Below are 24,360 nucleotides of genomic sequence, written 5' to 3'. Positions count from 1 at the left end.
CGTTCACTCCGCGACGGCCTTCGGTCGGGTGCGGGGTTCTCGTCCGGTCCGGCCGGCGGCCCGCCCCCTCCGCGGAGCGGGTTCCCCGTTCTCCCCACAGCCCCGCAGTCCGTCGTTCACTCCTCGTCTGCCCGTCCCGGGGTCGGTGAACAGTCCAACAACCCTTGATGGAAAGGCATGGCCAGCGGCCGCGAGCTGCGTGAGGATGCTCGGCGCACCAAAAGGTGTCTGGACAACATCACGCAGCAGCCGAAGGATGGTCGGGTCAGTGGCGGAGCTGAGTCGTAGGAAGTTCATGGCGCTGTCGGCGAGCGCGGCGGCCGGGGCGGCCGTCGTGGGGACCGGTATCGCGACGGGGACGGAGTCCGCGCAGGCGGCGGTGGCGGGGACCACCGGCACGATCACCGATGCGAAGCACATCGTGATCCTGATGCAGGAGAACCGCAGCTTCGACCACTACTTCGGCCTGCTGAAGGGCGTGCGGGGCTTCGGGGACCGCAGCGCGATCCAGATCGCCGGCGGCTACAGCGTATTCAACCAGCCGAACGGCACCGGGCGGCAGTACCCGTGGCAGTTCAGCGCGACCAAGCCGGCCGGCGGGGCGGACCCGGAGCGCCTGGCGCAGTGCAACGGCGACCTCGCCCACGGCTGGAGCGACCAGCACAAGGCGTGGAACAGCGGCAAGATGGACGCCTGGGTGGCCGCCAAGGGCAACGTCCGCACGCTCGGCTACCTGACCCGCGCCGACATCCCGTTCCACTACGCGCTGGCCGAGAACTGGACCATCTGCGACGCGTACCACTGCTCGGTGATCTCCGCGACCGGCCCGAACCGCACCTACCACTGGTCCGGCCAGATCGACCCGGCCGGTGCGGCGGGCGGCCCGGCGTACGACGGCGGCGACGAGTCGGGCCTGCGGTGGCAGACCTACGCGGAGGCGCTGGAGGGCGCCGGGGTGAGCTGGAAGGTCTACCAGAACGCCGCCGACAACTACGGCGACAACGCGCTCGCCTACTTCACCGCCTTCACCTCGGCGCCGGCGGGCAGCCCCCTCGCGGTCAAGGGCATGGGCTCGGTGCCCAAGGTCACCGGGCGGACCCCGGACGACATCGTCGCCGCGATCAAGGCGGACGTGCTGGCCGGCACCCTGCCCCAGGTCTCCTGGATCGTCCCCGACCAGGCGTCCTCCGAGCACCCGTACGCCACCCCGGCGGACGGCGCGCACTTCGTCCACAACGTGATCGACGCGCTGAACGCCGACCCGAACGTCTTCAACTCCTCGGTGCTGTTCCTCAACTACGACGAGAACGACGGCTTCTTCGACCACGTCCCGCCGCCGGCCGCGCCGGCCGGCACCGCGGGCGAGTTCTACAACGGCGTCAACATCGGCCTCGGCTTCCGGGTCCCGATGCTGGCCATCTCGCCCTGGACCCGCGGCGGTTGGGTGAGCTCGGAGACCTTCGACCACACCTCGGTGCTGCGCTTCCTGGAGAAGTGGACCGCCGCCATCGGCAAGCCCGCCACCTGCCCGAACATCTCGGCCTGGCGCCGCAAGGTGTGCGGCGACCTGACCGGCCTGTTCGACTTCGCCAACCCGGTGTACGGGCTGCCCGGGCTGCCGGACACCTCGCAGACCATCGGCCTGTCCGCCTGCGGCCCGCTGCCCAACCCGGCGCCGGTCGACAACAAGCTGCCGGTGCAGGAGGCGGGCACCCGCCCGGCCCGCGCCCTGCCGTACCAGCCCACCGCCGACCTGGACCACCTGGAGTTCGGCTCCGGCGGCGTGATGAAGGTGTGGATCGCGATGGCCAACGGCGGCACCGCCGCCAGCCACTTCGCCGCCTACGCCAACGCCTACCGCACCGGCGGCCCGTGGCAGTACACCGTCGACCCGGGCGGCTCCACCAGCGACTTCTTCAACTGCGGCACCAACTACGGCGCCGGCAAGTACGACCTGACGGTGGTCGGCCCGAACCGCTTCCTGCGCCGCTTCACCGGCGACGCCACGAAGTCCGGCAAGACCGCCGCGGCGGCGGTCAGCTACGCGGCCGCCCCGGACACCGGCAAGCTCGCGGTCTGGTTCAAGCTGACCAACAGCGGCACGTCCGCGGTCACCTTCACCATCACCTCGAACAACTACCGCACCGACGGCCCCTGGAGCTACCAGGTGGCCGCCGGCGCGAGCGTCAGCGACTACTTCAACGCGGTCGCGTACAACAACGGCTGGTACGACTTCACCGTGACGGTCAGCGGCGACACCAGCTGGTCGCAGCGGTTCACCGGCCACCTGGAGACCGGCGCGCCCTCCGCCTCCGGCTGATCCGCCGTCAGACGGCGTGCAGGCCGTGCGCGGCGAACACCTCGCGCACGGCCCGCACCTGCCCGGCGGTCGGGACCGGCGTGTCGGCCAGCGTGAACTCCCGCCCCAGCGCCGCCCACTTGGACCGGCCGAGCTTGTGGAACGGCAGCACGTCGACCCGCGAGACGTTGCCCAGCGAGGCCGCGTACCCGGCCACCCCGGCGACGTTCTCCGCCGGATCGGTCAGGCCCGGCACCAGCACGAAGCGCACCCACACCTCCTTGCCGAGGTCGGCCAGCCGCCGCCCGAACTCCAGGGTGGGGGCCAACTCCTGCCCGGTGACCTTGCGGTAGAGCGCCTCGTCCCAGGACTTCACGTCCAGCAGCACCAGGTCGACATCGGCCAGCAGCCGGTCACCGGCCCGGGCGCCGAGGAAGCCCGAGGTGTCCAGCGCGGTGTGCAGCCCGAGTTCGTGCTTGAAGCGGTGGAACAGCTCCCCGCTGAAGTCCGGCTGCAGCAGCGGCTCCCCGCCGCTGACGGTCGCCCCGCCGCCGGCCGCCGCGATGAAGGCGGTGTACTTGGCGGCCTCCGCGACCACCTCGTCCGCGGTGGTGCGCCGCCCGCCCGCCATCCGCATGGTGTCCGGGTTGTGGCAGTACAGGCAGTTCAGCGGGCACCCGGCCAGGAAGACCGTGAACCGGGTGCCGGGGCCGTCCACCCCCGTCGAGAGGTCCCAGGAGTGCACCGACCCGGTGGTCCGCGGGCCGACCGGCACCTCGGCGGGGAGCAGCACGCCCATCACGGCGATCCGTGGAAGGTCCGGCCCAGCACGTCCAACTGCTGCTCACGGGTCAGCCGGACGAAGTTGACCGCGTAGCCGCTGACCCGGATGGTCAGCTGCGGGTACTTCTCCGGGTGCTCCATGGCGTCCAGCAGGGTCTCCCGGTTCAGCACGTTGACGTTCATGTGGAACCCGCCGACCGCGGTGTACCCGTCCAGCACGCCGGCCAGGTTGCGCACCCGCTCCTCGGGGGTGCGGCCCAGCGCGTCGGGCGTGACGGTGTTGGTCAGCGAGATGCCGTCCTGTGCCGCGTCGTACGGCAGCTTGGCCACCGACAGCGCGGACGCCACGTACCCGTGGACGTCGCGCCCGTTCATCGGGTTGGCGCCCGGCGAGAACGGCTCACCGGCGCGGCGCCCGTCCGGGGTGGCGCCGGTCTTCCGGCCGTACACCACGTTGGAGGTGATGGTCAGCACCGACTGGGTGTGCTCGGCGCCCCGGTAGGTGGGGTGCTTGCGCACCTTGCCCATGAACTCCTCGACCAGCCATACCGCGAGCCCGTCCGCCCGGTCGTCGTTGTTGCCGTACGCCGGGTACTCGCCCTCGATCTCGTAGTCCACCGCGAGGCCCGACGCGTCGCGCACCGGCCGCACCGTGGCGTACCGGATCGCCGACAGCGAGTCCGCCGCGACCGCCAGCCCGGCGATGCCGCAGGCCATGGTGCGGCGCACCACGCGGTCGTGCAGGGCCATCTCCAGGCGCTCGTAGGCGTACTTGTCGTGCATGTAGTGGATGACGTTCAGCGCGTGCACGTACGTCTCGGCCAGCCACTCCAACTGCCGGTCGAAGCGGGCCATCACGTCGTCGTAGTCCAGGACCTCGGCGGTGACCGGGCCGGTCTCCGGACCGACCTGCGCGCCCGACTTCTCGTCCCGCCCGCCGTTGATCGCGTAGAGCAGCGTCTTGGCGAGGTTCACCCGGGCGCCGAAGAACTGCATCTGCTTCCCGACCTCCATCGCCGAGACGCAGCACGCGATCGCCGTGTCGTCGCCGAAGCGCGGGCGCATCAGCTCGTCCGACTCGTACTGGACGCTGGAGGTGTCGATCGAGACCTGCGCGCAGAACTCCTTGAAGCCCTGCGGGAGCGCCGGCGACCACAGCACCGTCATGTTCGGCTCAGGTGCCGGGCCCAGGTTGTACAGCGTCTGCAGGTACCGGAACGAGGTGCGGGTGACCAGCGGGCGGCCGTCCGCGCCGATGCCGCCGATCGACTCGGTCACCCAGGTCGGGTCGCCGGAGAACAGCTCGTCGTACTCGGGGGTGCGCAGGAACCGGACGATCCGCAGCTTGACGATGAAGTCGTCGACCAGCTCCTGGGCCTGGCTCTCCGTCAGCCGGCCCGCCGCCAGGTCCCGCTCCAGGTAGACGTCGAGGAAGGTGGAGGTGCGGCCGAGCGACATCGCCGCGCCGTTCTGCTCCTTCACCGCCGCCAGGTACGCGAAGTACAGCCACTGGACCGCCTGGTGGGCGGTGGTCGCAGGGCCGGAGACGTCGTGGCCGTAGGCCAGCGCCATCTCCTTCAGCTCGCCGAGGGCGCGGATCTGCTCGGCGAGCTCCTCGCGCTCCCGGATCACCTCCTCCAGGGTGCGCGGGTCGCCCGGCGCGGCGTCCAGCGAGGCCTTCTCCGCCAGCTTCGCCTCGATCAGCCGGTCCACGCCGTACAGCGCCACCCGCCGGTAGTCGCCGATGATCCGGCCGCGCCCGTAGGCGTCCGGCAGACCGGTGACGACGCCGGCCTTGCGGGCGGCCCGGATCTCCGGCGTGTAGGCGTCGAACACGCCCGCGTTGTGGGTCTTGCGGTACGCCGTGAAGATCTTCTCCAGCTCCGGGTCGACCGGGTAGCCGTAGGTCTGCAGCGCCCCCGCCACCATCCGCCAGCCACCGTTCGGCATGATCGCCCGCTTCAGCGGCGCGTCGGTCTGCAGCCCGACGATCAGCTCGTTCGCCCGGTCGATGTAGCCGGGCGCGTGCGCGGTGATGGTCGACGGCGTGTCGTAGGAGACGTCCAGCACGCCCTTGGCCCGCTCCGCGGGGAAGAGCGCGGTGATCCGCCGCCAGATCCCGCTGGTCCGCCCGGTCGGCCCGGCCAGGAAGCCGCCGTCGCCCTCGTACGGGGTGTAGTTCTGCTGGATGAAGTCCCGGACGTCGATCGCGTCCCGCCACAGGCCGCCCCGGAAGCCCTCCCAGGCGCCGCTGTCGGTCCGCTCCGCTTGCTGCGTGCTCATCGCTTCGCTGCTCCTGCCTCGTCCTCAGACCTGCCGGTCGCCGTAGTACGCCCGGGTCATCAGCTGCTCCATGTCCCGCAGCATCGGCAGCCGCGGGTTGGCCGGGGCGCACTGGTCCTCGTAGGCGTTCATCGCCTGCTGCGGCAGCGCCGCCAGGAACGCCGCCTCGTCCACCCCCGCCTCCTTGAAGGAGCGGGGGATGCCCACCCGGTCGCGCAGTTCCTCCACCGCCGCGGCCAGCGACTCCACGCCCTGCTCCGGCGTCTCGGCGGGCAGGCCGAGCATCCGGGCGATCTGCCGGTAGCGCTCCGGCGCCACGTAGCTGCGGTACTTCGGCCAGCTCGTCACCTTGGTCGGGGCCGCCCCGTTGTAGCGGATCACGTGCGGCAGCAGCAGCGCGTTGGTGCGCCCGTGCGCCACGTGGAAGGTCGCGCCCAGGGTGTGCGCCATCGCGTGCACCACGCCGAGGAAGGCCGAACCGAAGGCCATGCCGGCGATGGTCCCCGCGTTGTGCATCTTCTCCCTGGCCACCGGGTCCCGCGGGCCGTTCACGACCGCCGACTCCAGGTGGTCGAAGATCAGCCGGATGCCCTGCAGCGCGAGCCCGTCGGTGAAGTCGTTGGCGTACACCGACACGTACGTCTCGATGCAGTGGGTCAGCGCGTCGAAGCCGGAGTCCGCGGTCACCGCGGTCGGCAGGTCGGTGGTCAGCGCCGGGTCGACGATCGCCACCGTCGGGGTCAGCGCGTAGTCCGCCAGCGGGTACTTCTGCCCGCTCTCCGGATCGGTGATCACCGCGAACGGGGTGACCTCGCTGCCGGTGCCCGAGGTGGTCGGGATGCACACCAGCTTCGCCTTGGCGCCCAGGTCGGGGAAGGCGAAGGCGCGCTTGCGGATGTCGAAGAACTTCTCCTTCAGGTCCGCGAACTCGACCTCCGGGTGCTCGTACATCAGCCACATCACCTTGGCCGCGTCCATCGGCGAACCGCCGCCGAGCGCCACGATGGTGTCCGGTTGGAAGCCGCGCATCAGCTCCGCGCCCTTCTCCACCGTCCCGATGCTCGGGTTCGGCTCGACGAAGTCCACCACCCGCACCTCCACCGGCTCGGCGCGCCGGCCCAGGACGCCGCGGATCCGCTCCAGGTGGCCGATCTCCACCATCGTCCGGTCGGTCACCACCACGACCCTGCGGGTGTCGCGCATGTCCGCCAGGTAGGTGATGGAACCCCGCTCGAAGAAGATCTTCGGCGGGACCTTGAACCACTGCATGTTGGTGTTGCGCCGCCCGATCCGTTTGACGTTGATCAGGTTCAGCGCCGAGACGTTGCCCGACACCGAGTTGTGGCCGTACGAGCCGCAGCCCAGCGTCAGCGAGGGCATGAAGGCGTTGTAGACGTCCCCGATGCCGCCCTGCGAACTCGGCGCGTTCCAGATGATCCGGCACGCCTTCACCGCGGCGCCGAACTCCTCCACGAACTCCGCGTCCGCCGTGTGCACCGCCGCCGAGTGCCCCAGGCCGTGGAACTCCACCATCTCGGTCGCCAGCTTCAGGCCCTGCCCGCGGGAGTCGGCGCGCAGCACCGCCAGCACCGGGCAGAGCTTCTCGCGGGTCAGCGGCTCGCTCTCGCCGACCTCGGCCACCTCCACCAGGATGATCGAGGTGTCGGCCGGCACCTCGAACCCCGCCGCCTCGGCGATCGCCGTCGGCGACTGCCCGACCACCACCGCGTTCAGCTTCGCCCCCGCGCAGTTGCGGTCCTCCCCGACCCCGAAGACGTACCGCTCCAGCAGCGCCTTCTCCTCCGGGCTCGCCAGGTGCGCCTTCAGCGCCCGGAACTCCGCCAGCGCCGGCCCGTACACCTCGGCGTCCAGGATCACCGCCTGCTCGGAGGCGCAGACCATCCCGTTGTCGAAGGACTTCGACAGCACGATGTCGTTCACCGCCTGCTTGAGGTCCGCGCTCCTCTCCACGTACGCCGGGACGTTGCCCGCCCCCACGCCCAGCGCCGGCTTCCCGCACGAGTACGCCGCCCGGACCATCGCGTTGCCGCCGGTGGCCAGGATCGTCGCCACTCCCTCGTGCTTCATCAGCGCACCGGTCGCCGCCATCGACGGCTGCTCGATCCACTGCACGCAGTGCGCGGGCGCGCCCGCCGCGATCGCCGCGTCCCGGACGATCCGGGCCGCCTCCGCGGAGCAGCGCTGCGCCGCCGGGTGGAAGCCGAAGACGATCGGGTTGCGGGTCTTCAGCGCGATCAGCGCCTTGAACAGGGTGGTCGAGGTCGGGTTGGTCACCGGGGTGACGCCCGCGATCACGCCGACCGGCTCGGCGATCTCGGTGATCCCGTCGATCTCGTCCCGGCTGATCACCCCGACCGTCCGCATCCGGGCCATCGAGTGCGTGACGTGCTCGCAGGCGAAGACGTTCTTCACCGCCTTGTCCTCGAACACCCCCCGCCCGGTCTCCTCGACGGCCAGCTTCGCCAGCCGGGTGTGCGCGGCCAGCGCCGCCAGGGACGCCTTCTTCACGATCCGGTCCACCTTCTCCTGGGTGAACCCGGAGTACTCCTGCAGGGCCTTGTGGCCGTTGCGCACCAGCGCGTCGACGGCGGCGAACGCCGCGGCGGCCTCGGTGTCGGTCTCGGTCTCGGTCTCGGCGGGTGTCTCGACGCTCTCGGGGGACGGCTGGCGGGACATGCGCGCTCACCTCGCTGGGGGATGCGGCTTGCGGGCGCCCCCGGCGGCGCTGCCGGGACCGGCTTGACGCCTCCAGCCTCGGTCGGCACGGCGTTCGGCGGCGACGGCCGTTGGGCGCGAGGTGCCCGGGACCAACGTCCTTCTCCGGTGCGTCGCAGGGGAGTTCGCGTACGGTGCGGGCGGCGCGCGGGCTTCCGCCGGACGGGTGAGGGCTCGGCGGCGGTCTTTTCGCGGGTGCTCAGGGGTACTCCTGGTGCCCCGGGTGCGCGGTCGGGAGGCCGGTGCGAGGGTGGGTGGAGCCCGTTGCCCGGAGAACCCAGGAGGAGAGATGGGCCTGTCTGACCAGTTCAAGGACAAGGCGCAGCAGCTTGCCGAGCAGGCCAAGTCGGCGCTCGCTGACGGGAGTTCGAAGGCCGAGGAGGCCGAACGGAAAGCCCGCGAGACGGCCGAGGGCATGATGCCCGAGGGCCAGGAGTCCGCGGAGCAGGCACCGCCGGAAGGCGAGGGCGCCTGAACCCGCGCGAACCCCGTGACACCGGGACGGGCCCACGGCGGCCCGTCCCGGTGGCGTGTTCCGCGACGTAGTGTGACAACAGTGAGTGACACCGGGGGGAGGCCCACCCGAGGAGGAGACATGGGCATCTTCGACAGGTTCCGCCACAAGGCGGCCCAGCCCGCCACCGAGTCCGCGGAGCGCGCGGCCCTCGCCCACGACGAAGCCGCCGACGCGTTCGGCGACGGTGCCGAGAAGGCCCGCTCCGCGGCGGAACAGGCCCGCGAGGACGAACAGGCCGCCGAGGACATGACGGCCGAGGGAGACCCCTGGGGCTGACCCGCCCCCACCCCGGCGAACGCCGCTGCGACCCCCTCGCACCGGCGTTCGCCGCATTTCGCCCCGCCAAGCGTTTCGCCCCGCGGCGATCAGCACACCACACCCACCGCCCCGGGGCACCAGCCTCGCGCTCCGCAGGCCGCAGACCGCCGCCCGGCTCTCGTCGCTGCGCGGGCCGCAGGCCGGTGGCCCGGTACTTGTCGCTGCGCGGGCCGCAGGTCATTGGCCGGTACTTGTCGCTGCGCGGGCTGAAGGCCGCGGGCCGTTGGCTAGCTCTGGTCGTCCTCTCCGCTCTGCCGGCCGCAGGCCGCCGCCCGGTTCTTGCTGCTCTGCGCGTCAGCCGTCGCGGGGCGGGAGTGGGGGGCGGCGGAGGTCGGGGCGGGGGGTGGAGGGGGGTGGGGGGGTGGCGGCGGGGTTGGCGGTGAGGAGGTCGAGGGCGAGGGTGACCGCTGCGGCGAGGTCGGTGTGGGCGCCGCGGGCCCAGTCGTGGGGGGTGCGGATGACCTCGACGTCGGGGGCGACGCCGTGGTTCTCGACGGAGAAGCCGATGCCGCCGGTGAACCAGGAGGCGTTCTTGGGGACGGAGATCTGGGTGCCGTCGCCGAGGGCGTGGCGGCCGGTCATGCCGACCACGCCGCCCCAGGTGCGGGAGCCGACGACGGGGCCGAGGGCGAGGGCCTTGATGGCGGTGATGATGACGTCGCCGTCGGAGCTGGTGGCGTGGTCGGCGAGGGCGACCACCGGACCGCGGGGCGCGTCGCGGGGCCACCGGACGGGCTGCCGGCCGCGGGTGAAGTCCCAGGCCAGGACCCGGCGGTGGAGTTTCTCCAGGACGAGTTCGGAGACGTTCCCGCCGGCGTTCCCGCGGACGTCCAGCACCAGCGCGGGGCGCGCGAGTTCGGAGCGCAGGTCGCGGTTGAACTGGGCCCAGCCGGAGCCGCCGAGGTCGGGGATGTGCAGGTAGCCGCAGACACCGTTGCTGAACTCCCGTACCAGGTGGCGGCGTTTGGCGACCCAGTCCTGGTAGCGGATGGGCCGTTCGTCGGTGAGCGGGGTGACCGCGATCCGCCGGGTGCGGCCTTCGTGGCGGACGGTCAGCTCGACGGTGGTGCCGCCGGTGCCGGCCAGCAGCGGGGAGGGGCCGCGGACCGGGTCGGGCGGGCGGCCGTCGACGGCGAGCAGTTCGTCGCCGTCGTGCAGGCCGTAACCGGCCAGCGGGGCGCGGGCCTTGGGGTCGGAGGACTCGCCGGGCAGGATGCGGTCGACCCGCCAGCGGCCGTCCGGGTCGCGGTGCGCGTTGGCGCCGAGCAGGCCGAGCGGCTGCTGGGCGATGGCGGGGCCCTCGCCGCGGCGGGCGGGGGTGACGTAGGCGTGCGAGGTGCCGAGTTCGCCGAGGAGTTCGCGCAGCAGGTCGGCGAAGTCGTCGGGGGAGGCGATGCGGTCCAGCAACGGGGCGTACTGGTCGGTGAGTTCGGGCCAGTCGAGGCCGCACATGTCGGCGTCCCAGAACTGGTCGCGGACGATCCGGGCGGCCTCGTGGTAGGACTGTCGCCACTCCGCGGCGGGGTGCACGGTGTGGGTGATCCGGCGCAGGTCGACCGGGAGCGGGGCGGACGGGGCGGCCAGCGGGTAGAGCTTGAGGCTGCCGGCCGAGAAGACCGAGATCGCCGAGCCGTCGGCGGAGACCGCGAACCCGTCGAGCTGTTCGACCAGGGTGGTGCGGCGGCCGCGGGCCAGGTCGAAGTGCTCCAGGGCGGGGCGTCCGGAGGTGTCCTCGGGGTTGGCGAAGGTCTGGCCGAGCGCGCCGGAGATCGGCCAGCGCAGCCACACCACGCCGCCGCGGACCGCCGCGGTCGCCGAGTACTTGGAGGCGATCACCGGGAACGGCACCAGCCGCTTGCTGAGCCCCTCCTCGTCGACGTGCACGGTGCCGTCGCCGGTGGCCTCCTCCGGGTCGAGGCCGACCGGGGGGCGGCCCTCGGCGGGGGAGGCGAACGGTGACGGGGTGTCGGCGGCGAGCGGCACCAGGTACGGGCGGCAGCCGAGCGGGAAGGAGAGGTCGCCGGTGTGCACGTCGTGCACCGGGTCGAAGCCGCGCCAGGAGAGGAACACCAGGAAGCGGCCGTCCCGGGTGAAGACCGGGTGCTCGTCCTCGAAGCGGCCGCCGGTGACGTCGACGGTGCGCTCGGGGCGGTCCACCCGGGCGAGTTGGATCGAGCGCAGGGAGCGGCCGGCCACCGGCTGGGACCAGGTCAGCCACTGCGAGTCGGGGGAGAACGACGGGCTGGAGACCGGGCCGTAGCGGGAGGCGGCGACCTCGGTGACCGCGCCGTCGGCGACGGCGACCAGCAGCAGCCGGCCGTCCGAGCAGGCGACGGCGAGGTGGCGGCCGTCCGGGGCGGCGGTCAGCTCCTGGACGCGGCCGATCAGGCCGCCGGCGATCCGGCGGGGCTCGGCGGGCTCCTCGGCGCCCGCGGAGTCCTTGCCCGGCAGCGGCGCGAGCTCGATCGCGTCCTCGCCCTCGGCGTCGGTGACCCAGGCGGCCTGGCCGCCGTAGCCGAGTACGACCGGGAGCCGGCAGCGCACCCCCGGGGTGTCGGCGAGCACTCGGGCCGGGCCGTCCCGGTGGGTCAGCCAGTACAGGCTGCCGCGGACGTTGATCACCCCGGCCCGGCCGGTGGCGTCGCAGGCCAGGTCCTTGACGTTGTTGGCGGCGCCCACCTGGTACGGGCGGCGGCCGGTGCGGGCGCCGCCGAGCGGGACGTCGAGGCGGCGCGGGGCGGGGGCGTCCAGGGAGTCCAGCAGCCACAGGTCGCCGGCGTGCTGGTAGACGATCCGGGTGCCGTCGGTGGCGGCCTCGCGGGCGTAGAAGGCGTCGTGGTCGGTGTGCCGGCGCAGGTCGGCGCCGTCGGGGCGGACGGAGTAGAGGTTGCCGACGCCCTCGTGGTCGGAGAGGAAGGCGATCCGGGTGCCGTGCTCGGTGGCGACGGGCATCGGGGAGGCCAGGTGGCCGCGGTGGCCGGGCAGCAGCAGGTCGTGGTCGAGCCAGAGCCGGCCGGTGGCGCCGCCGCGGTAGCGCTTCCAGAACGCCGGCTCGTGCGGGGCCGCGTCGGTCAGCAGCACGGTGTGGCCCTCGCCCATCTGGGCGTCCGCGACCGGCCCCCACGGCATCCGGCGGCCCGGCGCGCCGTCCACGGGCAGCTCCCACGCCCAGGTGTAGTGCGCGAACGGCTCGTGGTACGAGGTCACCGCCAGCACCTCGCCGTTCGGCAGCCAGCCCCGCACCCGGGTGTCCAGGCTGCCCCAGTAGGTCAGCCGCACCGCCTCGCCGCCCGCCGCCGGCGCCGTGAACACCTCCGGCGTCAGCGCGAACCAGCTGGTCCAGGCGATCGTCGTGCCGTCCGGCGAGAGCCGCGGATGACTCACCCGGGTCCGGTCGCAACTCACCCGCCACGCCCGCCCCACCTCCCCGTCGGCCGCGAGCGGCGCGACCCAGACGTCGTCCTCGGCGGTGAAGGCGAGCAGACCGCCGCGTACATGGGGGTATCGCAGGTAACCGGGCACCATTCCATGGTTCGGTGCGGCGTGGAGGGTCGCAACGCGAGCGGGTTCCGGCGGCGGTGGCCTGCTGACGCGGGGTCAGTGAACCGGGGTTGCGGGCGCATTGACAGGGGATGGGCTCAGCCGCTTCAGTGGTCTAGTCCAACTCCCTGGTGCGTGCCGGTGCGGCGGCATGCCCCGGCCGGGAAACCCCACACTCCGGCCGGTGGAGGAAGGCGTCCCCCACAGACAGGCAGGAGCATCCCCACATGCGTACTCCCCGTAGGAAGCGGCTGCTCGCCGCGGGTACGGCCTGGGCGGTGGCGGCAGCGGGCGCTGTCGCGATCAGCTTCGGGCTGGCCACGTCGGCGTCGGCCGGCGAGTTCCTGGTGAACGGCGGCTTCGAGAGCGGGTCGCTGGGCCCGTGGAGCTGCACCGGCGGCACCGGCAGCGTGGTCACCGGCCACGCGCACACCGGCGGCTACGCGCTGGCCGGCGCGGCGTCGTCCAGCGACAGCGCGCAGTGCACCCAGACCGTCGCGGTCGCCCCGAACACCACCTACACGCTGAGCGCCTACGTGAACGGCGCGTACGTCTACCTCGGCGTCAACGGCGGCAGCTCGACCTGGACGCCGAGCACCGGCGGCGCCTACCAGAAGCTGTCGCTGAGCTTCACCACCACCGCCACCCAGACCAGCGCCACCGTCTTCACCCACGGCTGGTACGGCCAGGGCACCTACTACGCGGACGACGTCTCGCTGGACGGACCGGGCGCCCCCAGCCCGTCCCCGTCCGCGTCGGTCTCCAGCAGCCCGTCGGCCTCGGTCAGCGCCAGCCCCTCCGCCAGCGCCAGCCCGTCGACCAGCGCCAGCCCGAGCGCCAGCCCGTCCAGCTCCCCGACCACCACCCCGCCGCCGAGCGGCCACGCCCTGGTCGGCTACCTGCACGCCAGCTTCGCCAACGGCGCGGGCTACGTGCGGATGGCGGACGTGCCGGACAGCTGGGACATCATCGACCTCGCCTTCGGCGAGCCGGACTCGATCACCGGCGGCACCATCCACTTCAACCGCTGCCCGGTCAGCGAGTGCCCGAGCGTCGAGTCCGACGCCGACTTCAAGGCGGCCATCGCCGCCAAGCAGGCCAAGGGCAAGAAGGTGCTGCTGTCGATCGGCGGCCAGAACGGCGAGGTGCAGCTCACCACCACCGCCGCCCGCGACAACTTCGTCAACTCGGTCTCCTCGATCATCGACAAGTGGGGCCTGGACGGCCTCGACATCGACTTCGAGGGCCACTCGCTGTCGCTGAACACCGGCGACACCGACTTCAAGAACCCGACCACCCCGGTGATCACCAACCTGATCTCCGCGGTCAAGAGCCTGAAGGCCAAGTACGGCGCGAAGTTCCAGCTGACCATGGCGCCGGAGACCTTCTTCGTCCAACTCGGCTACCAGTACTACGGATCCGGCCCCTGGGGCGGCCAGGACCCGCGCGCCGGGGCGTTCCTGCCGGTGATCTACGCACTGCGCGACGACCTGACCGTGCTGCACGTCCAGGACTACAACTCCGGCTCGATCATGGGCCTGGACAACCAGTACCACAGCATGGGCGGCGCGGACTTCCACATCGCCATGACCGACATGCTGCTGGCCGGCTTCCCGGTGGCCGGCAACACCGCCAACATGTTCCCGGCGCTGAAGCCGTCCCAGGTCGCCATCGGCATGCCCGCCAACAGCTACGCCGGCAACGGCTACGTCGCGCCCGCCGCGGTCAACCAGGCGCTGGACTGCCTCACCAAGGGCACCAGCTGCGGCTCCTACAGCCCGCGGGCCGGCAAGCAGCCGAACCTGCGCGGCCTGATGACCTGGTCGATCAACTGGGACAAGTACAACGGGAACGAGTTCTCCAACAACTTCCACTCGTACTTCGGCTGATCCCCCCGCTCCACCGGCACCCCCCGCGGGCCGGCCGCCTCCCCGGCGGCCGGCCCGCGGCCGTTCGCGGGGCCCAGCGCCGCTGCCTAGCCTGGAGGGCAGGAGGTGATGGCGATGTTGGCAGAGGCCACGCTGTTCGCGGTGATCCCCGCGAGCGATCTCGACCGGGCCAAGCGGTTCTACCGCGACACGCTCGGCCTGACCCTCGCCGTCGATCGTCCGGAGTTTGTCAGCTTCCGCTCCGGCGACGGCGAGTTCCAGTTGTACGAGACGCCCCACGGAGGCAAGGCCGAACACACCCTGGCCAGCTGGAAGGTCTCCGACCTGGACGCCGAGATGGCCGAACTGCGCGGCCGCGGCGTGGTGTTCGAGGACTACGACTTCCCCGGGCTGAAGACCGTCGACGGGGTCGCCGAGGACGACGGCATGCGCGCCGCCTGGTTCAAGGACAGCGAAGGCAACGTCCTGTGCGTCAACGAGCTCCGCGAGTGACCGCGCCGCCCCGCGACACGCCGAAGGCCCCCCGCTCTCGCGGAGGGCCTTCGACCGTCTGTGCGCCGCCAGGGACTCGAACCCCGGACCCGCTGATTAAGAGTCAGCTGCTCTAACCAACTGAGCTAGCGGCGCGTGCTGACGGAGAGAACATTACCTGGTCAGCGGCCGAAACACACAATCGGCCCGGTCGGGGCCCGACGTATGCTGAGCCCGGCGAACCCAGCCCTGCCGAGAGGACCGACCGTGGGCCAGCTGTCACTGCTCTTCCTGGTGCTGCTCGCCTCGGTGATCACGATGCCGCTCGCCCGCCGGAGCCGGATCCCGCAGCCGGTGCTGATGACCCTGGTCGGCCTGGTCTTCGCGCTCGTCCCGCAGATCCCCAACGTGCAGATCAACCCCGAACTGATCCTGCCGATGGTGCTGCCCCCGCTGATCTTCGCGGTCGCCCGGCGCTCCTCGGTGCGCTACTTCAAGGCCAACATCCGCTCCATCCTGCTGCTCGCCGTCGCCCTGGTGGTGGTCACCACCACCGCCGTGGCCGGCGTCTTCTCCTGGCTGGTGCCCGCCGCGCCGATCGCCGCCGCCCTCGCCCTCGGCGCGCTGGTCTCCCCGCCCGACCCGGTCGCCGCCGTCGCGGTGGCCGGCTCGGTCGGACTGCCCCGCCGGCTGGTCGCCGTGCTGGAGAGCGAAGGCCTGTTCAACGACGTCACCGCGATCGTCATCTACTCGCTCGCCGTCGAGGCGGTGGTCGACGGCAACCTGTCCGCCGGCCGGGTGGTCGAACGCTTCCTGCTCTCCGCCGTGGTCGCGGTCGTCGTCGGCATCGGCCTCGGCTGGGCCAACGCCAAACTCGCCGGACTGCTCGACGACCCCACCCAGCAGGTCGCGCTCAACCTGCTGGTCCCGTTCGCCGCCTACACCCTCGCCGAGGAGGCGCACGGCTCCGGCGTGCTCGCCGTGGTGGTCTGCGCGCTCTACCTCGCCGACCGCGCCACCGACGCCGACGAGGTCTCCTACCGCCTGGTCGGCAACGCCTTCTGGGAGATCGTCGAGACCCTGATCACCGGCGTCGCCTTCGGCCTGATCGGCCTGGAGCTCTCCACCGTGCTCCGCGACGTCCGCGACACCTGGGAGACCATGATCGGCGACACCGCCATCGTCATCGCCGTGGTCGTCCTGCTGCGCCTGGTCTGGCTGCTGCCCGCGGCCTGGCTCTCCAAGCGGGTCACCCACGGCGACGAGGACACCCCGATCAGCTGGCGGGAGACCGTCGTGCTGTGGTGGTCCGGCATGCGCGGCGTCGCCACCGTCGCCCTCGCCCTCGGCGTCCCGCTCACCCTGCACGACGGGCTGCCCTTCCCCGCGCGCAACGAGATCGTCTTCATCGCCTTCAGCGTCGTCCTCTTCACCCTGGTGGTCCAGGGCCTGACCCTCCCTTACGTGGTCCGGCTGCTCGGGCTGGACACCGGCAGCGACGCCCACGAGAAGGCCGTCCGCGAACTCTGGTGGCGTGCGGCCAAGGCCGGACTGCACCGGCTCGGCGAACTCGAGGACGAGGACGAACTCCCCGCCGAGATCTCCGAACGCCTGCGCGAGCGCCAGCACGACCGACTCGCCCGGCTCTGCCCGGAGAAGTACGAGGAGGAAGAGGCGCTGGAGGCCAAGCGCCGCGGCAAGAAGTGGCGTCAGGCGTTCGCCGTCGAACAGGAGATGATCGCCGCCTCCCGGCGCGAGGTGCTCGTCGCCCGCGGCGAGTTCGGCGCCGACCCCGAGGTGGCCGACCAGGTGCTGCGCGCACTCGACCTGCAGTCGGCGCGGAAGTGACGCTCCGTCGACGCCTGCGCGCCCCACTCGCCGGCCGACCGGGTCGGGGCCCCCGCAGGGCATAGGGTTGGACCGGGCAAGGCCGTCGACGAAGCCGGCGCACGCACCGTACCCGCCGGACCAGGCGCGACCCTCCCGCCGGAACCCGCCGGTATCTGCACCCGGACGACCAAGGAGCAACCGATGTCGGACACCCCTGCCAACGGCCGCACCCCGTTGGACCGCACCCCGCAGTGGGCCGCGCTGGGGAAGCACCGCGCCGAGCTCGGCGAACAGCACCTGCGCGAGCTGTTCGCCGCCGACGCCGACCGCGGCAGCCGCTACACCCTCCAGGTCGGCGACCTCTTCCTCGACTACTCGAAGCACCTGGTCACCGACCGCACCCTGGACCTGCTGCGCGGACTCGCCGAGGCCACCGGCGTCGCCGAGCTGCGCGACGCGATGTTCCGCGGCGAGAAGATCAACATCACCGAGGACCGCGCCGTCCTGCACACCGCGCTGCGCGCCCCCCGCGGCGCCGTCATCGAGGTCGACGGCGAGAACGTCGTCCCCGCCGTGCACGCCGTGCTCGACAAGATGGCCGCCTTCTCGAACCGGGTCCGCTCCGGCGAGTGGACCGGCCACACCGGCAAGCGGATCCGCAACATCGTCAACATCGGCATCGGCGGCTCCGACCTCGGCCCCGCCATGGCCTACGAGGTGCTGCGCTCCTACACCGACCGCGACCTGACGGTCCGTTTCGTCTCCAACGTCGACGGCGCCGACCTGCACGAGGCCGTCCGCGACCTGGACGCCGCGGAGACCCTCTTCATCGTCGCCTCCAAGACCTTCACCACCATCGAGACGATCACCAACGCCGTCGCCGCGCGCACCTGGCTGCTGGACCAGCTCGGCACCGGGGACGACGCGGTGGCCAAGCACTTCGTGGCGCTCTCCACCAACGCCCAGGGCGTCGCCGACTTCGGCATCGACACCGCCAACATGTTCGAGTTCTGGGACTGGGTGGGCGGCCGCTACTCCTACGACTCGGCGATCGGCCTCTCGCTGATGCTCGCCATCGGGCCGGAGCACTTCCAGGAGATGCTCGAAGGCTTCCACGCCATGGACGAGCACTTCCGCACCGCGCCGGCGGAGCAGAACGCGCCGCTGCTGCTCGGCCTGCTCGGCGTCTGGTACGGCGCCTTCTTCGACGCCCAGTCGCACGCCGTGCTGCCGTACTCGCACTACCTGTCCAAGTTCACCGCCTACCTGCAGCAGCTGGACATGGAGTCCAACGGCAAGTCGGTCGACCGCGACGGCAACCCGGTGCAGTGGCAGACCGGCCCCGTGGTGTGGGGCACCCCCGGCACCAACGGCCAGCACGCCTACTACCAGCTGCTGCACCAGGGCACGAAGGTGATCCCCGCCGACTTCCTCGGCTTCGCCCGCCCCGTCGCCGACCTGCAGGACGGCCTGGTCGCCCAGCACGACCTGCTGATGGCCAACTTCTTCGCCCAGACCCAGGCGCTGGCCTTCGGCAAGACCGCCGAAGAGGTCGCCGCGGAGGGCGTCCCCGCCGAGCTGGTCCCGCACAAGACCTTCCGCGGCAACCACCCCACCACCACGATCCTCGCCACCGAGCTCACCCCCCGGGTGCTCGGCCAGCTCATCGCCCTCTACGAGCACAAGGTGTTCGTCCAAGGCGCGATCTGGAACATCGACTCCTTCGACCAGTGGGGCGTCGAACTCGGCAAGGTCCTCGCCAAGCGCATCGAGCCCGTCCTCCTCACCGGCGAGGGCACCGAGACGCTGGACGCCTCCACGGCCGGCCTGGTCGCCACGTACCGGACGCTGCGCGGCCGTTAATCCAGGAGTCAGTTGCACTATCCAGGGGCTCGGGGAACTGCGAGGCGAGTGACTGGTGGTCTGAGCTTGGCTGGGCGTCTTGGAGACCTCCATGCGCCCAGACCTCGCAGCGCCCCGTGACCCCGACCGCCACACACCCCCGCCGTTCCCCGGGCCCCTTGTGAGCTTCGCTCACCCGGCCCCTGGCGAAGCCAGTTCCGGGTCCCTAGATGCCTACTCTGGCCAGGAGTGATTCGGCGTGGGCGGTGGCCAGTTCGTTCGCCAGGACGGAGTCCGTTGCGGCGAGGGCGTCGGCTATCGCGAGGTGTTCGGTGTGGTCGGTGGCTGCGTGGCGGGTGGTGGCGGTGGCGGCGGCCGAGATGCGGAGTTGGCGGTCCCAGAGGGACTCGTACAGCGAGGTCAGGACGGGGTTGCCGGCTGCCCGGAGCAGGGTGAGGTGGAAGCGGCGGCCGGCCTCGACCGGGTGGCGGTCGGGGGTCTCGCAGGCGGCGCGCAGTTCGGCGGCAGCCGCTCGCATCGCGTCCGGCCCCTGCGCGGCGACCGCCTCGATCGCGGAGCGTTCGAAGAGCAGCCGGGCGTCCAGGACGTTCCTGGCCTCGCCGGGGGAGATCGGGACGACCTGGGCGCCGCGTTTGGGGTAGAGCCGCAGGAAGCCCTCGGACTGGAGGCGGAGGAAGGCCTCGCGGACCGGGGTGCGGGAGAGACCCAGCTCGGTGGCGACGGTGCCTTCGGAGAGCAGGGTGCCGCCGGGGTAACTGCCGTCCAGGAGACGGGTGCGGACGTGGTCGTAGGCCCGGTCGGCGGTGGTCTGGGCGTCGGTCACGTGGTCATTCTGCCATGCGGCCCGGTCTTGCATCCATGCATGCATCTATCGTTGCATCCAAGCTTGCATCTATGCTGTGCCGCATGGTTGCCCCGACACCGCCGAGTGCCCCGACACCGGCACCGCGCACCGCGCTGTTCGTGACCTGCCTGAACGACACGCTCTTCCCCGGGACCGGCCGGGCCACCGTGGCGCTCCTGCAGCGGCTCGGCGTGGCCGTGGACTTCCCGGCCGCACAGAGCTGCTGCGGGCAGATGCACTTCAACACCGGGTACCGCAGGGAGACCGCGCGGCTGGCCCGGCACTTCGTGGAGACCTTCGAGGGCTACGACGAGATCGTGGTGCCCTCGGCGTCCTGCGCCGGGATGCCCGCGGAGGCGTACGCGCTCGCGGCGGAGGCGGCGGGCGACCCGGGGCTGCTCCGGGCGGTCGAGGAAATGGCGCCCCGCGTATGGGAGTTGACGGCGTACCTGACCGACCGGCTGGGTGTGGTCGAGGTCGGGGCGTACTTCCCGCACCGGGTGACCTACCACCCGACCTGCCACAGCCTGCGGGCCTCCGCGCTGGGGGACCGGCCGTACCGGCTGCTGCGGGCGGTGCGCGGGATCGACTTCGTGGAGCTGCCCGCGCAGGAGGAGTGCTGCGGCTTCGGCGGCACGTTCGCGGTGAAGAACGCGGCGGTGTCCGGGGCGATGAACGGCGACAAGGCGCGGCACGTGCTGGAGACCGGGGCGCCGGTGCTGGCCGCCGTCGACAACTCGTGCCTGATGAACATCGGCGGGCGGCTCACCAGGGACGGGCATCCGGTGCGCACCGTGCACCTGGCGGAGATCCTGGCCCGCACCGAGGTGGACGGGCCGCTGGACGGGGTCCCGACGGTGGAGGCGGTGCGATGACCAGGTCGTTCCTGGGGTGGCCGGAGTTCCCGACGGCCGCGCGGAGTGCCGTCGGGGACGAGCAGTTGCGGGCCAACGTGCGGCGGGCCACCCACACCATCCGGGGCAAGCGGGCGGTGCTGGCCGCGGAGCGCCCCGACTGGGAGCAGCTGCGGGACGCCGCCGCGGCGATCAAGGACCGGGTACTGGCCGGTCTGGAGGAGTACCTGCTCCAGGTGGAGGAGAAGGTGACCGCGGCCGGCGGCACCGTGCACTGGGCGCGGGACGCCGCCGAGGCCAACCTGATCGTCACCCGGCTGGTCCGGGCCACCGGCGAGACGGAGATCGTCAAGGTCAAGTCGATGCTGACCGAGGAGATCGGCCTGGACGCCGCGCTGGAGGCCGCCGGGATCACCGCCCGGGAGACCGACCTGGCCGCCACCATCGTCCAGTTGGGCGACGACCTGCCCTCGCACGTGGTGGTGCCCGCGCTGCACCGCAACCGCACCGAGATCCGCGACATCTTCGTCCGCGAGATGGGCCGGCACGGCCGTCCCGCGCCGGAGGGGCTGAGCGACGACCCCGCCGAACTCGCCGAGGCCGCCCGGCTGCACCTGCGGGAGAAGTTCCTCGCCGCCAAGGTCGCGGTCTCCGGCGCCAACTTCGTGGTCGCCGAGACCGGAACCCTGGTGGTCGTCGAGTCCGAGGGCAACGGGCGGATGTGCCTGACCCTCGCCGACACCCTGATCTCGGTGGTCGGCATCGAGAAGACCGTGCCCACCTGGCAGGACCTGGAGGTCTTCCTGCAACTGCTGGCCCGCAACGCCACCGGCGAGCGGATGTCCCCCTACACCAGCACCTGGACCGGCGTCACCGACGGCGACGGACCCCGCGCCTTCCACCTGGTCCTGGTCGACCACGGCCGCACCCGCGCCCTGGCCGACCCGGTCGGACGCCAGGCCCTGCGCTGCATCCGCTGCGGCGCCTGCATGAACATCTGCCCCGTCTACGAACGCACCGGCGGCCACGCCTACGGCTCCGTCTACCCCGGCCCGATCGGCGCCATCCTCAACCCGCTGCTGCGCGGCCTCGACGAACCGCAGACCGCCTCGCTGCCCTACGCCTCCACGCTGTGCGGCGCCTGCAACGACGTGTGCCCCGTCCGGATCCGCTTCACCGACGTGCTGCTCGACCTGCGCGCGCAGGTCGCCGACGGCGGCCGGCACCCGGTGGAGCGCGTCGCACTCGGCGCGGTCGGCTCGGTGATGGAGCATCAGCGGGCGTGGAAGGCCGCCGTGAAGAGCGCAGGCCTGGTCGGTCCGCTGCTGCCCGAGCGGCTGCGGCTGCCCGGCGTCCTCGGCGGCTGGACCGACAGCCGGACGGTGCCCGCCGTCCCGAAGGAGTCGTTCCGGAGCTGGTGGAAACGGAACGAGAAGCAGGGTGTGAAGCAGGCCGAAAAGCAGGGCGAGAGGCGGAGCGACGTGCCGTCCGAGGGAGGAAGCGAGTGAGCGCGCGCGAGGAGATCCTGCGCCGGATCCGGGCCGCCGCGGTGCCTCCGGCGGGCGACGTCCCGCGCGGGTACCTGCGGGAGCTGCCGGGAGACCGGGCGGCCGTGGTGGAGCTGTTCGCCGAGCGGGTGGGGGAGTACGGCGCGACGGTGCTGCGCGGGCCGTCCGCCGCCGAACTGGTGGCCGCCGCGTTGGACGGCGTGCGGAGCGTGGTGGTGCCCGAGGGGCTGCCCGCCGCCTGGCTGGAGGGCTACCCGGGGGCGGTGCGTGCCGACGCGCCGCCGCTGTCCGCCACCGAACTCGACGGCACCGACGCCGTCCTGACGGTCTGTGCGACCGCCGTCGCCGAGTCCGGCACGCTGGTCCTGGACGCCGGCCCCGGTCAGGGCCGCCGCGCCGCCACCCTCCTGCCGGACCTGCACGTCTGCGTGGTCCGCGAGCCGCAGATCCACTCCGCCCTGCCCGGCGCGCTCGCCGTCCTCGACCCGCGCCGCCCGCTCACCTTCATCAGCGGACCCTCCGCCACCGCCGACATCGAGATGATCCGGGTCAAGGGCGTCCACGGCCCGCGCCGCCTGACGGTGGTCATCACGCCGTAGCGGACCGGCGCGGCCCGGCTGACGGTGCGTCGGTCACGGGGCGGCGGACGCCGTGGTGACCGGGACGGGAGTAGGGCCGTGCTGCGCGGTGTAGACGAGGGCGAGGCCGAGCGTGGCCGCCAGGGCGACGGCGGCGGTCCAGCCGAGGGCGCGGCGCAGGAAACGGTGGCGGCGGGCCCGGTGGTGGGCGCGAAGGGCGGCGGCCTCGGCGTCGGCGAGCTCGGCGTCGAGCCAGGCGGCCCAGTCGGAGTGGAGGTCGTCGGACGCCATGACCCGGACATTAGCAGCCCTTTACGCGCCGGAGACCCGGACATGACGGACGTCGGCACGACGGAAGAACGCCGAAGGCCCCCCGCTTCCGCGAGGGGCCTTCGACCGTCTGTGCGCCGCCAGGGACTCGAACCCCGGACCCGCTGATTAAGAGTCAGCTGCTCTAACCAACTGAGCTAGCGGCGCTTGCTGACGTGACGACTCTAGCAGCGGCCCGGGCGGGAACCAAAATCGATTCGCGCCGACCGGGCACGCGCCGGGCACCCCGCGTTCAGCAGGCGTTCGGCGCCCCGTCGTCACCGGCGTGCGACCGGCTGCGCGCCGCCCGGACACAGGCCCACAGCACCACGGACGCGCCCGGCAGCCAGGGCTCGCGGGTGTCCGGGGCGACGACCCAGCGGCCCGTCCCGCTGTCCGGCGCGTCGATCTCGCGCTGCACCGGCGGGACGGTGACCGCGTCCCCCACGCCGTGGCACAGCAGCGGCGGCACGTCCCGCGCCCACTCCTCCCACGCCAGCAGGGTGCGCAGCCGGCCGGCCGTACCGGGCTGGACGAACAGCAGCGTGCGGCCGCGGTACGCGGCGACCGGCCCGCACCCCGGACCGGAGGCCCAGAGCTCGTCGAGCACCCGCCGCCCGAACACGCCCGGCATGCTGATCACGTCGAAGACCCGGCCGCAGGGCAGCACCGCCGGCGCCCACGGACGGGCACCCCACAGCGCCCGCATGCTGCTGGGGTACTCACTGGCGGACGCCAGCCAGGCCTCCCCGGCCACCGTCACGTACTCCACGGATTGATAGGTCCAGATGTCCACCGAACCAGCGTGGACCGGTGCCGAAGCCGACCGGAGCGAAAGCGGCGTTCGCCGGACAGCGGGTGGTCCTCGGGCGTACCATCGCCCGCTGCATATGCCAGAGGCCTTTCGGCGGCCGGACTACTCCTCGCGCTGGCGGCGCTGCAGGGACCGGCCGTACTCGACCATCTTCACCGCGTAGTCGGGAGTCCAGTCGGCGCGGGCGGCGATCTCGGCCGCGGACAGGGCGTCGAACCGGCGCGGGTCGGCGAGCTGGGCGGCGGCGATGGCCTGGAAGTCGGTGGCGCGCTCCGCCGCGGCGCGGAACGCCAGCGCCAACTCGGTCGAACGGGTCAGCAGTTCGGCCGGGTCGGCGATCGACTCCAGGTCGAAGAAACGCTCCTGCTCGGACTCCTCGGCCGGCGGCTCGAAGATCAGCTGGGCCGGGCGGATCCGGCGCCCCTGACCGCCCGGCCCCGGCACGGCCGGCACGGCGGCCTGGGTCGGCGTGCCGTCCTGGTCGGACGCCTGCGGGTACGAGTCGGGCATGGCGGGGCACCTCCGGGTGATCTGGGGAAAGCGGCCGTCGTCCATTGTCGCGCGCGAACCGCCGGTAGCGGAACGGTGCACCCCGGGTCGCTATTCCCTGCGGGGCGGCGCGCGAAGGATCTTTCGCGCCGGGGGGATCTTCTTCGGGAGCTCGGGGAAGTTGCACTATCAGGGGCTCGGGGAACTGCGAGGCGAGTGGCGGATGGCCTCAGTACGGCTGGGCGTCTTGGAGACCTCTATGCGCCCAGACCTTCAGCGCCCTGTCACTCCGACTGCCACGCACTCCCGCCGTTCCCCGGGCCCCTTTCGGGGCCCTAGATGTATTGACCACGAGCGTTGTTGACGGTGGTCTGGCTTGATCAAACGTGAAGACCTCCGGTGTGGTGGAGCTGTCTAGGACTGCACCGCACCGGA

At 72.2% G+C, this 24,360-nt stretch carries 18 protein-coding genes and 2 tRNA genes; 10 read left to right on the top strand and 10 right to left on the bottom strand.

The genetic code is table 11. From position 1 onward, the window contains the following. Positions 1–268 precede the first annotated feature (268 nt). Complete coding sequence (locus tag ACWD4U_RS23395; protein WP_363460634.1) at positions 269–2,320, top strand: phosphocholine-specific phospholipase C; 2,052 nt, start codon at positions 269–271, stop codon at positions 2,318–2,320. 7 nt (positions 2,321–2,327) lie between these two features. Here the strand turns inward: ACWD4U_RS23395 and pflA are convergent, their stop codons facing one another. The 3 genes from pflA to adhE are packed head-to-tail and all read right to left on the bottom strand — an operon-like array spanning position 2,328 to position 8,062. Continuing rightward, a complete protein-coding gene (gene pflA, locus ACWD4U_RS23390; protein ID WP_363460632.1) occupies positions 2,328–3,098 on the bottom strand; it encodes a pyruvate formate-lyase-activating protein in 771 nt (256 codons plus the stop codon). Next, positions 3,098–5,365, bottom strand: a complete 2,268-nt coding sequence (pflB, locus tag ACWD4U_RS23385; RefSeq protein WP_363460630.1) for a formate C-acetyltransferase — start codon at positions 5,363–5,365, stop codon at positions 3,098–3,100. Before pflB ends, pflA begins: the two co-directional genes overlap by 1 nt. A 24-nt stretch (positions 5,366–5,389) precedes the next feature. Continuing rightward, complete coding sequence (gene adhE, locus ACWD4U_RS23380) at positions 5,390–8,062, bottom strand: bifunctional acetaldehyde-CoA/alcohol dehydrogenase (protein ID WP_363460628.1); 2,673 nt, start codon at positions 8,060–8,062, stop codon at positions 5,390–5,392. A 328-nt stretch (positions 8,063–8,390) separates the two neighbouring features. Here adhE and ACWD4U_RS23375 point away from each other — a divergent pair, with 328 nt between their 5' ends. Then, the gene (locus ACWD4U_RS23375; protein ID WP_363460626.1) at positions 8,391–8,576 is read left to right on the top strand and encodes a hypothetical protein; all 186 of its coding nucleotides are present in this window, start codon (positions 8,391–8,393) and stop codon (positions 8,574–8,576) included. Between the two features lie 120 nt (positions 8,577–8,696). Continuing rightward, complete coding sequence (locus ACWD4U_RS23370) at positions 8,697–8,894, top strand: hypothetical protein (RefSeq protein ID WP_363460624.1); 198 nt, start codon at positions 8,697–8,699, stop codon at positions 8,892–8,894. A 336-nt stretch (positions 8,895–9,230) separates the two neighbouring features. Here the strand turns inward: ACWD4U_RS23370 and ACWD4U_RS23365 are convergent, their stop codons facing one another. Then, entirely contained in the window at positions 9,231–12,461 is a 3,231-nt protein-coding gene (locus ACWD4U_RS23365) for a S41 family peptidase (protein WP_363460622.1), read from the bottom strand. A 242-nt stretch (positions 12,462–12,703) separates the two neighbouring features. Between ACWD4U_RS23365 and ACWD4U_RS23360 the strand changes: the two genes are divergently transcribed. Both ACWD4U_RS23360 and ACWD4U_RS23355 read left to right on the top strand, forming a co-directional pair. Next, the gene (locus ACWD4U_RS23360; RefSeq protein WP_363460620.1) at positions 12,704–14,365 is read left to right on the top strand and encodes a chitinase; all 1,662 of its coding nucleotides are present in this window, start codon (positions 12,704–12,706) and stop codon (positions 14,363–14,365) included. Between the two features lie 108 nt (positions 14,366–14,473). Beyond that, a complete protein-coding gene (locus tag ACWD4U_RS23355; RefSeq protein ID WP_363460618.1) occupies positions 14,474–14,857 on the top strand; it encodes a VOC family protein in 384 nt (127 codons plus the stop codon). Positions 14,858–14,918: 61 nt separating this feature from the next. Here ACWD4U_RS23355 and ACWD4U_RS23350 read toward each other — a convergent pair. After that, a tRNA-Lys gene (locus tag ACWD4U_RS23350) sits at positions 14,919–14,992 on the bottom strand. Between the two features lie 111 nt (positions 14,993–15,103). Here ACWD4U_RS23350 and ACWD4U_RS23345 point away from each other — a divergent pair. Continuing rightward, a complete protein-coding gene (locus ACWD4U_RS23345) occupies positions 15,104–16,684 on the top strand; it encodes a Na+/H+ antiporter (protein ID WP_363460616.1) in 1,581 nt (526 codons plus the stop codon). A gap of 183 nt (positions 16,685–16,867) precedes the next feature. Next, positions 16,868–18,529, top strand: a complete 1,662-nt coding sequence (gene pgi, locus ACWD4U_RS23340; RefSeq protein WP_363460614.1) for a glucose-6-phosphate isomerase — start codon at positions 16,868–16,870, stop codon at positions 18,527–18,529. Between the two features lie 205 nt (positions 18,530–18,734). On the opposite strand, the gene ACWD4U_RS23335 is transcribed toward pgi, so the two are convergent. Next, positions 18,735–19,352 (bottom strand): GntR family transcriptional regulator, encoded by a 618-nt coding sequence (locus ACWD4U_RS23335; protein ID WP_363460612.1) that lies wholly within the window; start codon positions 19,350–19,352, stop codon positions 18,735–18,737. 83 nt (positions 19,353–19,435) lie between these two features. On the opposite strand from ACWD4U_RS23335, the gene ACWD4U_RS23330 reads away from it, so the two are divergent. The 3 genes from ACWD4U_RS23330 to ACWD4U_RS23320 are packed head-to-tail and all read left to right on the top strand — an operon-like array spanning position 19,436 to position 22,334. Beyond that, positions 19,436–20,248, top strand: coding sequence for a (Fe-S)-binding protein (locus ACWD4U_RS23330; RefSeq protein WP_363460610.1), 813 nt, complete (start codon positions 19,436–19,438; stop codon positions 20,246–20,248). Next, complete coding sequence (locus tag ACWD4U_RS23325) at positions 20,245–21,735, top strand: lactate utilization protein B (RefSeq protein ID WP_363460608.1); 1,491 nt, start codon at positions 20,245–20,247, stop codon at positions 21,733–21,735. The genes ACWD4U_RS23330 and ACWD4U_RS23325 overlap by 4 nt, the downstream gene beginning before the upstream one ends. Beyond that, positions 21,732–22,334, top strand: coding sequence for a LutC/YkgG family protein (locus ACWD4U_RS23320; RefSeq protein WP_363460606.1), 603 nt, complete (start codon positions 21,732–21,734; stop codon positions 22,332–22,334). Before ACWD4U_RS23325 ends, ACWD4U_RS23320 begins: the two co-directional genes overlap by 4 nt. Positions 22,335–22,367: 33 nt before the next feature. Here the strand turns inward: ACWD4U_RS23320 and ACWD4U_RS23315 are convergent, their stop codons facing one another. The 4 genes from ACWD4U_RS23315 to ACWD4U_RS23300 form a co-directional block, all read right to left on the bottom strand. Next, positions 22,368–22,604 (bottom strand): hypothetical protein, encoded by a 237-nt coding sequence (locus ACWD4U_RS23315; protein ID WP_363460604.1) that lies wholly within the window; start codon positions 22,602–22,604, stop codon positions 22,368–22,370. 112 nt (positions 22,605–22,716) lie between these two features. Continuing rightward, positions 22,717–22,790 (bottom strand) — tRNA-Lys (locus ACWD4U_RS23310). Positions 22,791–22,875: 85 nt separating this feature from the next. Continuing rightward, positions 22,876–23,418 (bottom strand): bifunctional DNA primase/polymerase, encoded by a 543-nt coding sequence (locus ACWD4U_RS23305; protein ID WP_363460602.1) that lies wholly within the window; start codon positions 23,416–23,418, stop codon positions 22,876–22,878. 120 nt (positions 23,419–23,538) lie between these two features. After that, complete coding sequence (locus ACWD4U_RS23300) at positions 23,539–23,946, bottom strand: hypothetical protein (protein WP_363460599.1); 408 nt, start codon at positions 23,944–23,946, stop codon at positions 23,539–23,541. Positions 23,947–24,360 lie beyond the last annotated feature (414 nt).

Source organism: Kitasatospora sp. NPDC002522 (genome assembly GCF_053595195.1).
This window is presented reverse-complemented; position numbering and strand designations above follow the sequence as displayed.

What these genes read in the sequence shown, in the direction of transcription:
- ACWD4U_RS23355 (WP_363460618.1), top strand. Translation starts at nt 14,474, where the DNA reads ATGGCGATGTTGGCAGAGGCCACGCTGTTCGCGGTGATCCCCGCGAGC.
- ACWD4U_RS23360 (WP_363460620.1), top strand. Translation starts at nt 12,704, where the DNA reads ATGCGTACTCCCCGTAGGAAGCGGCTGCTCGCCGCGGGTACGGCCTGG.
- pflA (WP_363460632.1), bottom strand. Translation starts at nt 3,098, where the DNA reads ATGGGCGTGCTGCTCCCCGCCGAGGTGCCGGTCGGCCCGCGGACCACC.
- ACWD4U_RS23330 (WP_363460610.1), top strand. Translation starts at nt 19,436, where the DNA reads ATGGTTGCCCCGACACCGCCGAGTGCCCCGACACCGGCACCGCGCACC.
- ACWD4U_RS23375 (WP_363460626.1), top strand. Translation starts at nt 8,391, where the DNA reads ATGGGCCTGTCTGACCAGTTCAAGGACAAGGCGCAGCAGCTTGCCGAG.
- ACWD4U_RS23370 (WP_363460624.1), top strand. Translation starts at nt 8,697, where the DNA reads ATGGGCATCTTCGACAGGTTCCGCCACAAGGCGGCCCAGCCCGCCACC.
- pflB (WP_363460630.1), bottom strand. Translation starts at nt 5,365, where the DNA reads ATGAGCACGCAGCAAGCGGAGCGGACCGACAGCGGCGCCTGGGAGGGC.
- adhE (WP_363460628.1), bottom strand. Translation starts at nt 8,062, where the DNA reads ATGTCCCGCCAGCCGTCCCCCGAGAGCGTCGAGACACCCGCCGAGACC.
- ACWD4U_RS23325 (WP_363460608.1), top strand. Translation starts at nt 20,245, where the DNA reads ATGACCAGGTCGTTCCTGGGGTGGCCGGAGTTCCCGACGGCCGCGCGG.
- pgi (WP_363460614.1), top strand. Translation starts at nt 16,868, where the DNA reads ATGTCGGACACCCCTGCCAACGGCCGCACCCCGTTGGACCGCACCCCG.
- ACWD4U_RS23315 (WP_363460604.1), bottom strand. Translation starts at nt 22,604, where the DNA reads ATGGCGTCCGACGACCTCCACTCCGACTGGGCCGCCTGGCTCGACGCC.
- ACWD4U_RS23365 (WP_363460622.1), bottom strand. Translation starts at nt 12,461, where the DNA reads ATGGTGCCCGGTTACCTGCGATACCCCCATGTACGCGGCGGTCTGCTC.
- ACWD4U_RS23300 (WP_363460599.1), bottom strand. Translation starts at nt 23,946, where the DNA reads ATGCCCGACTCGTACCCGCAGGCGTCCGACCAGGACGGCACGCCGACC.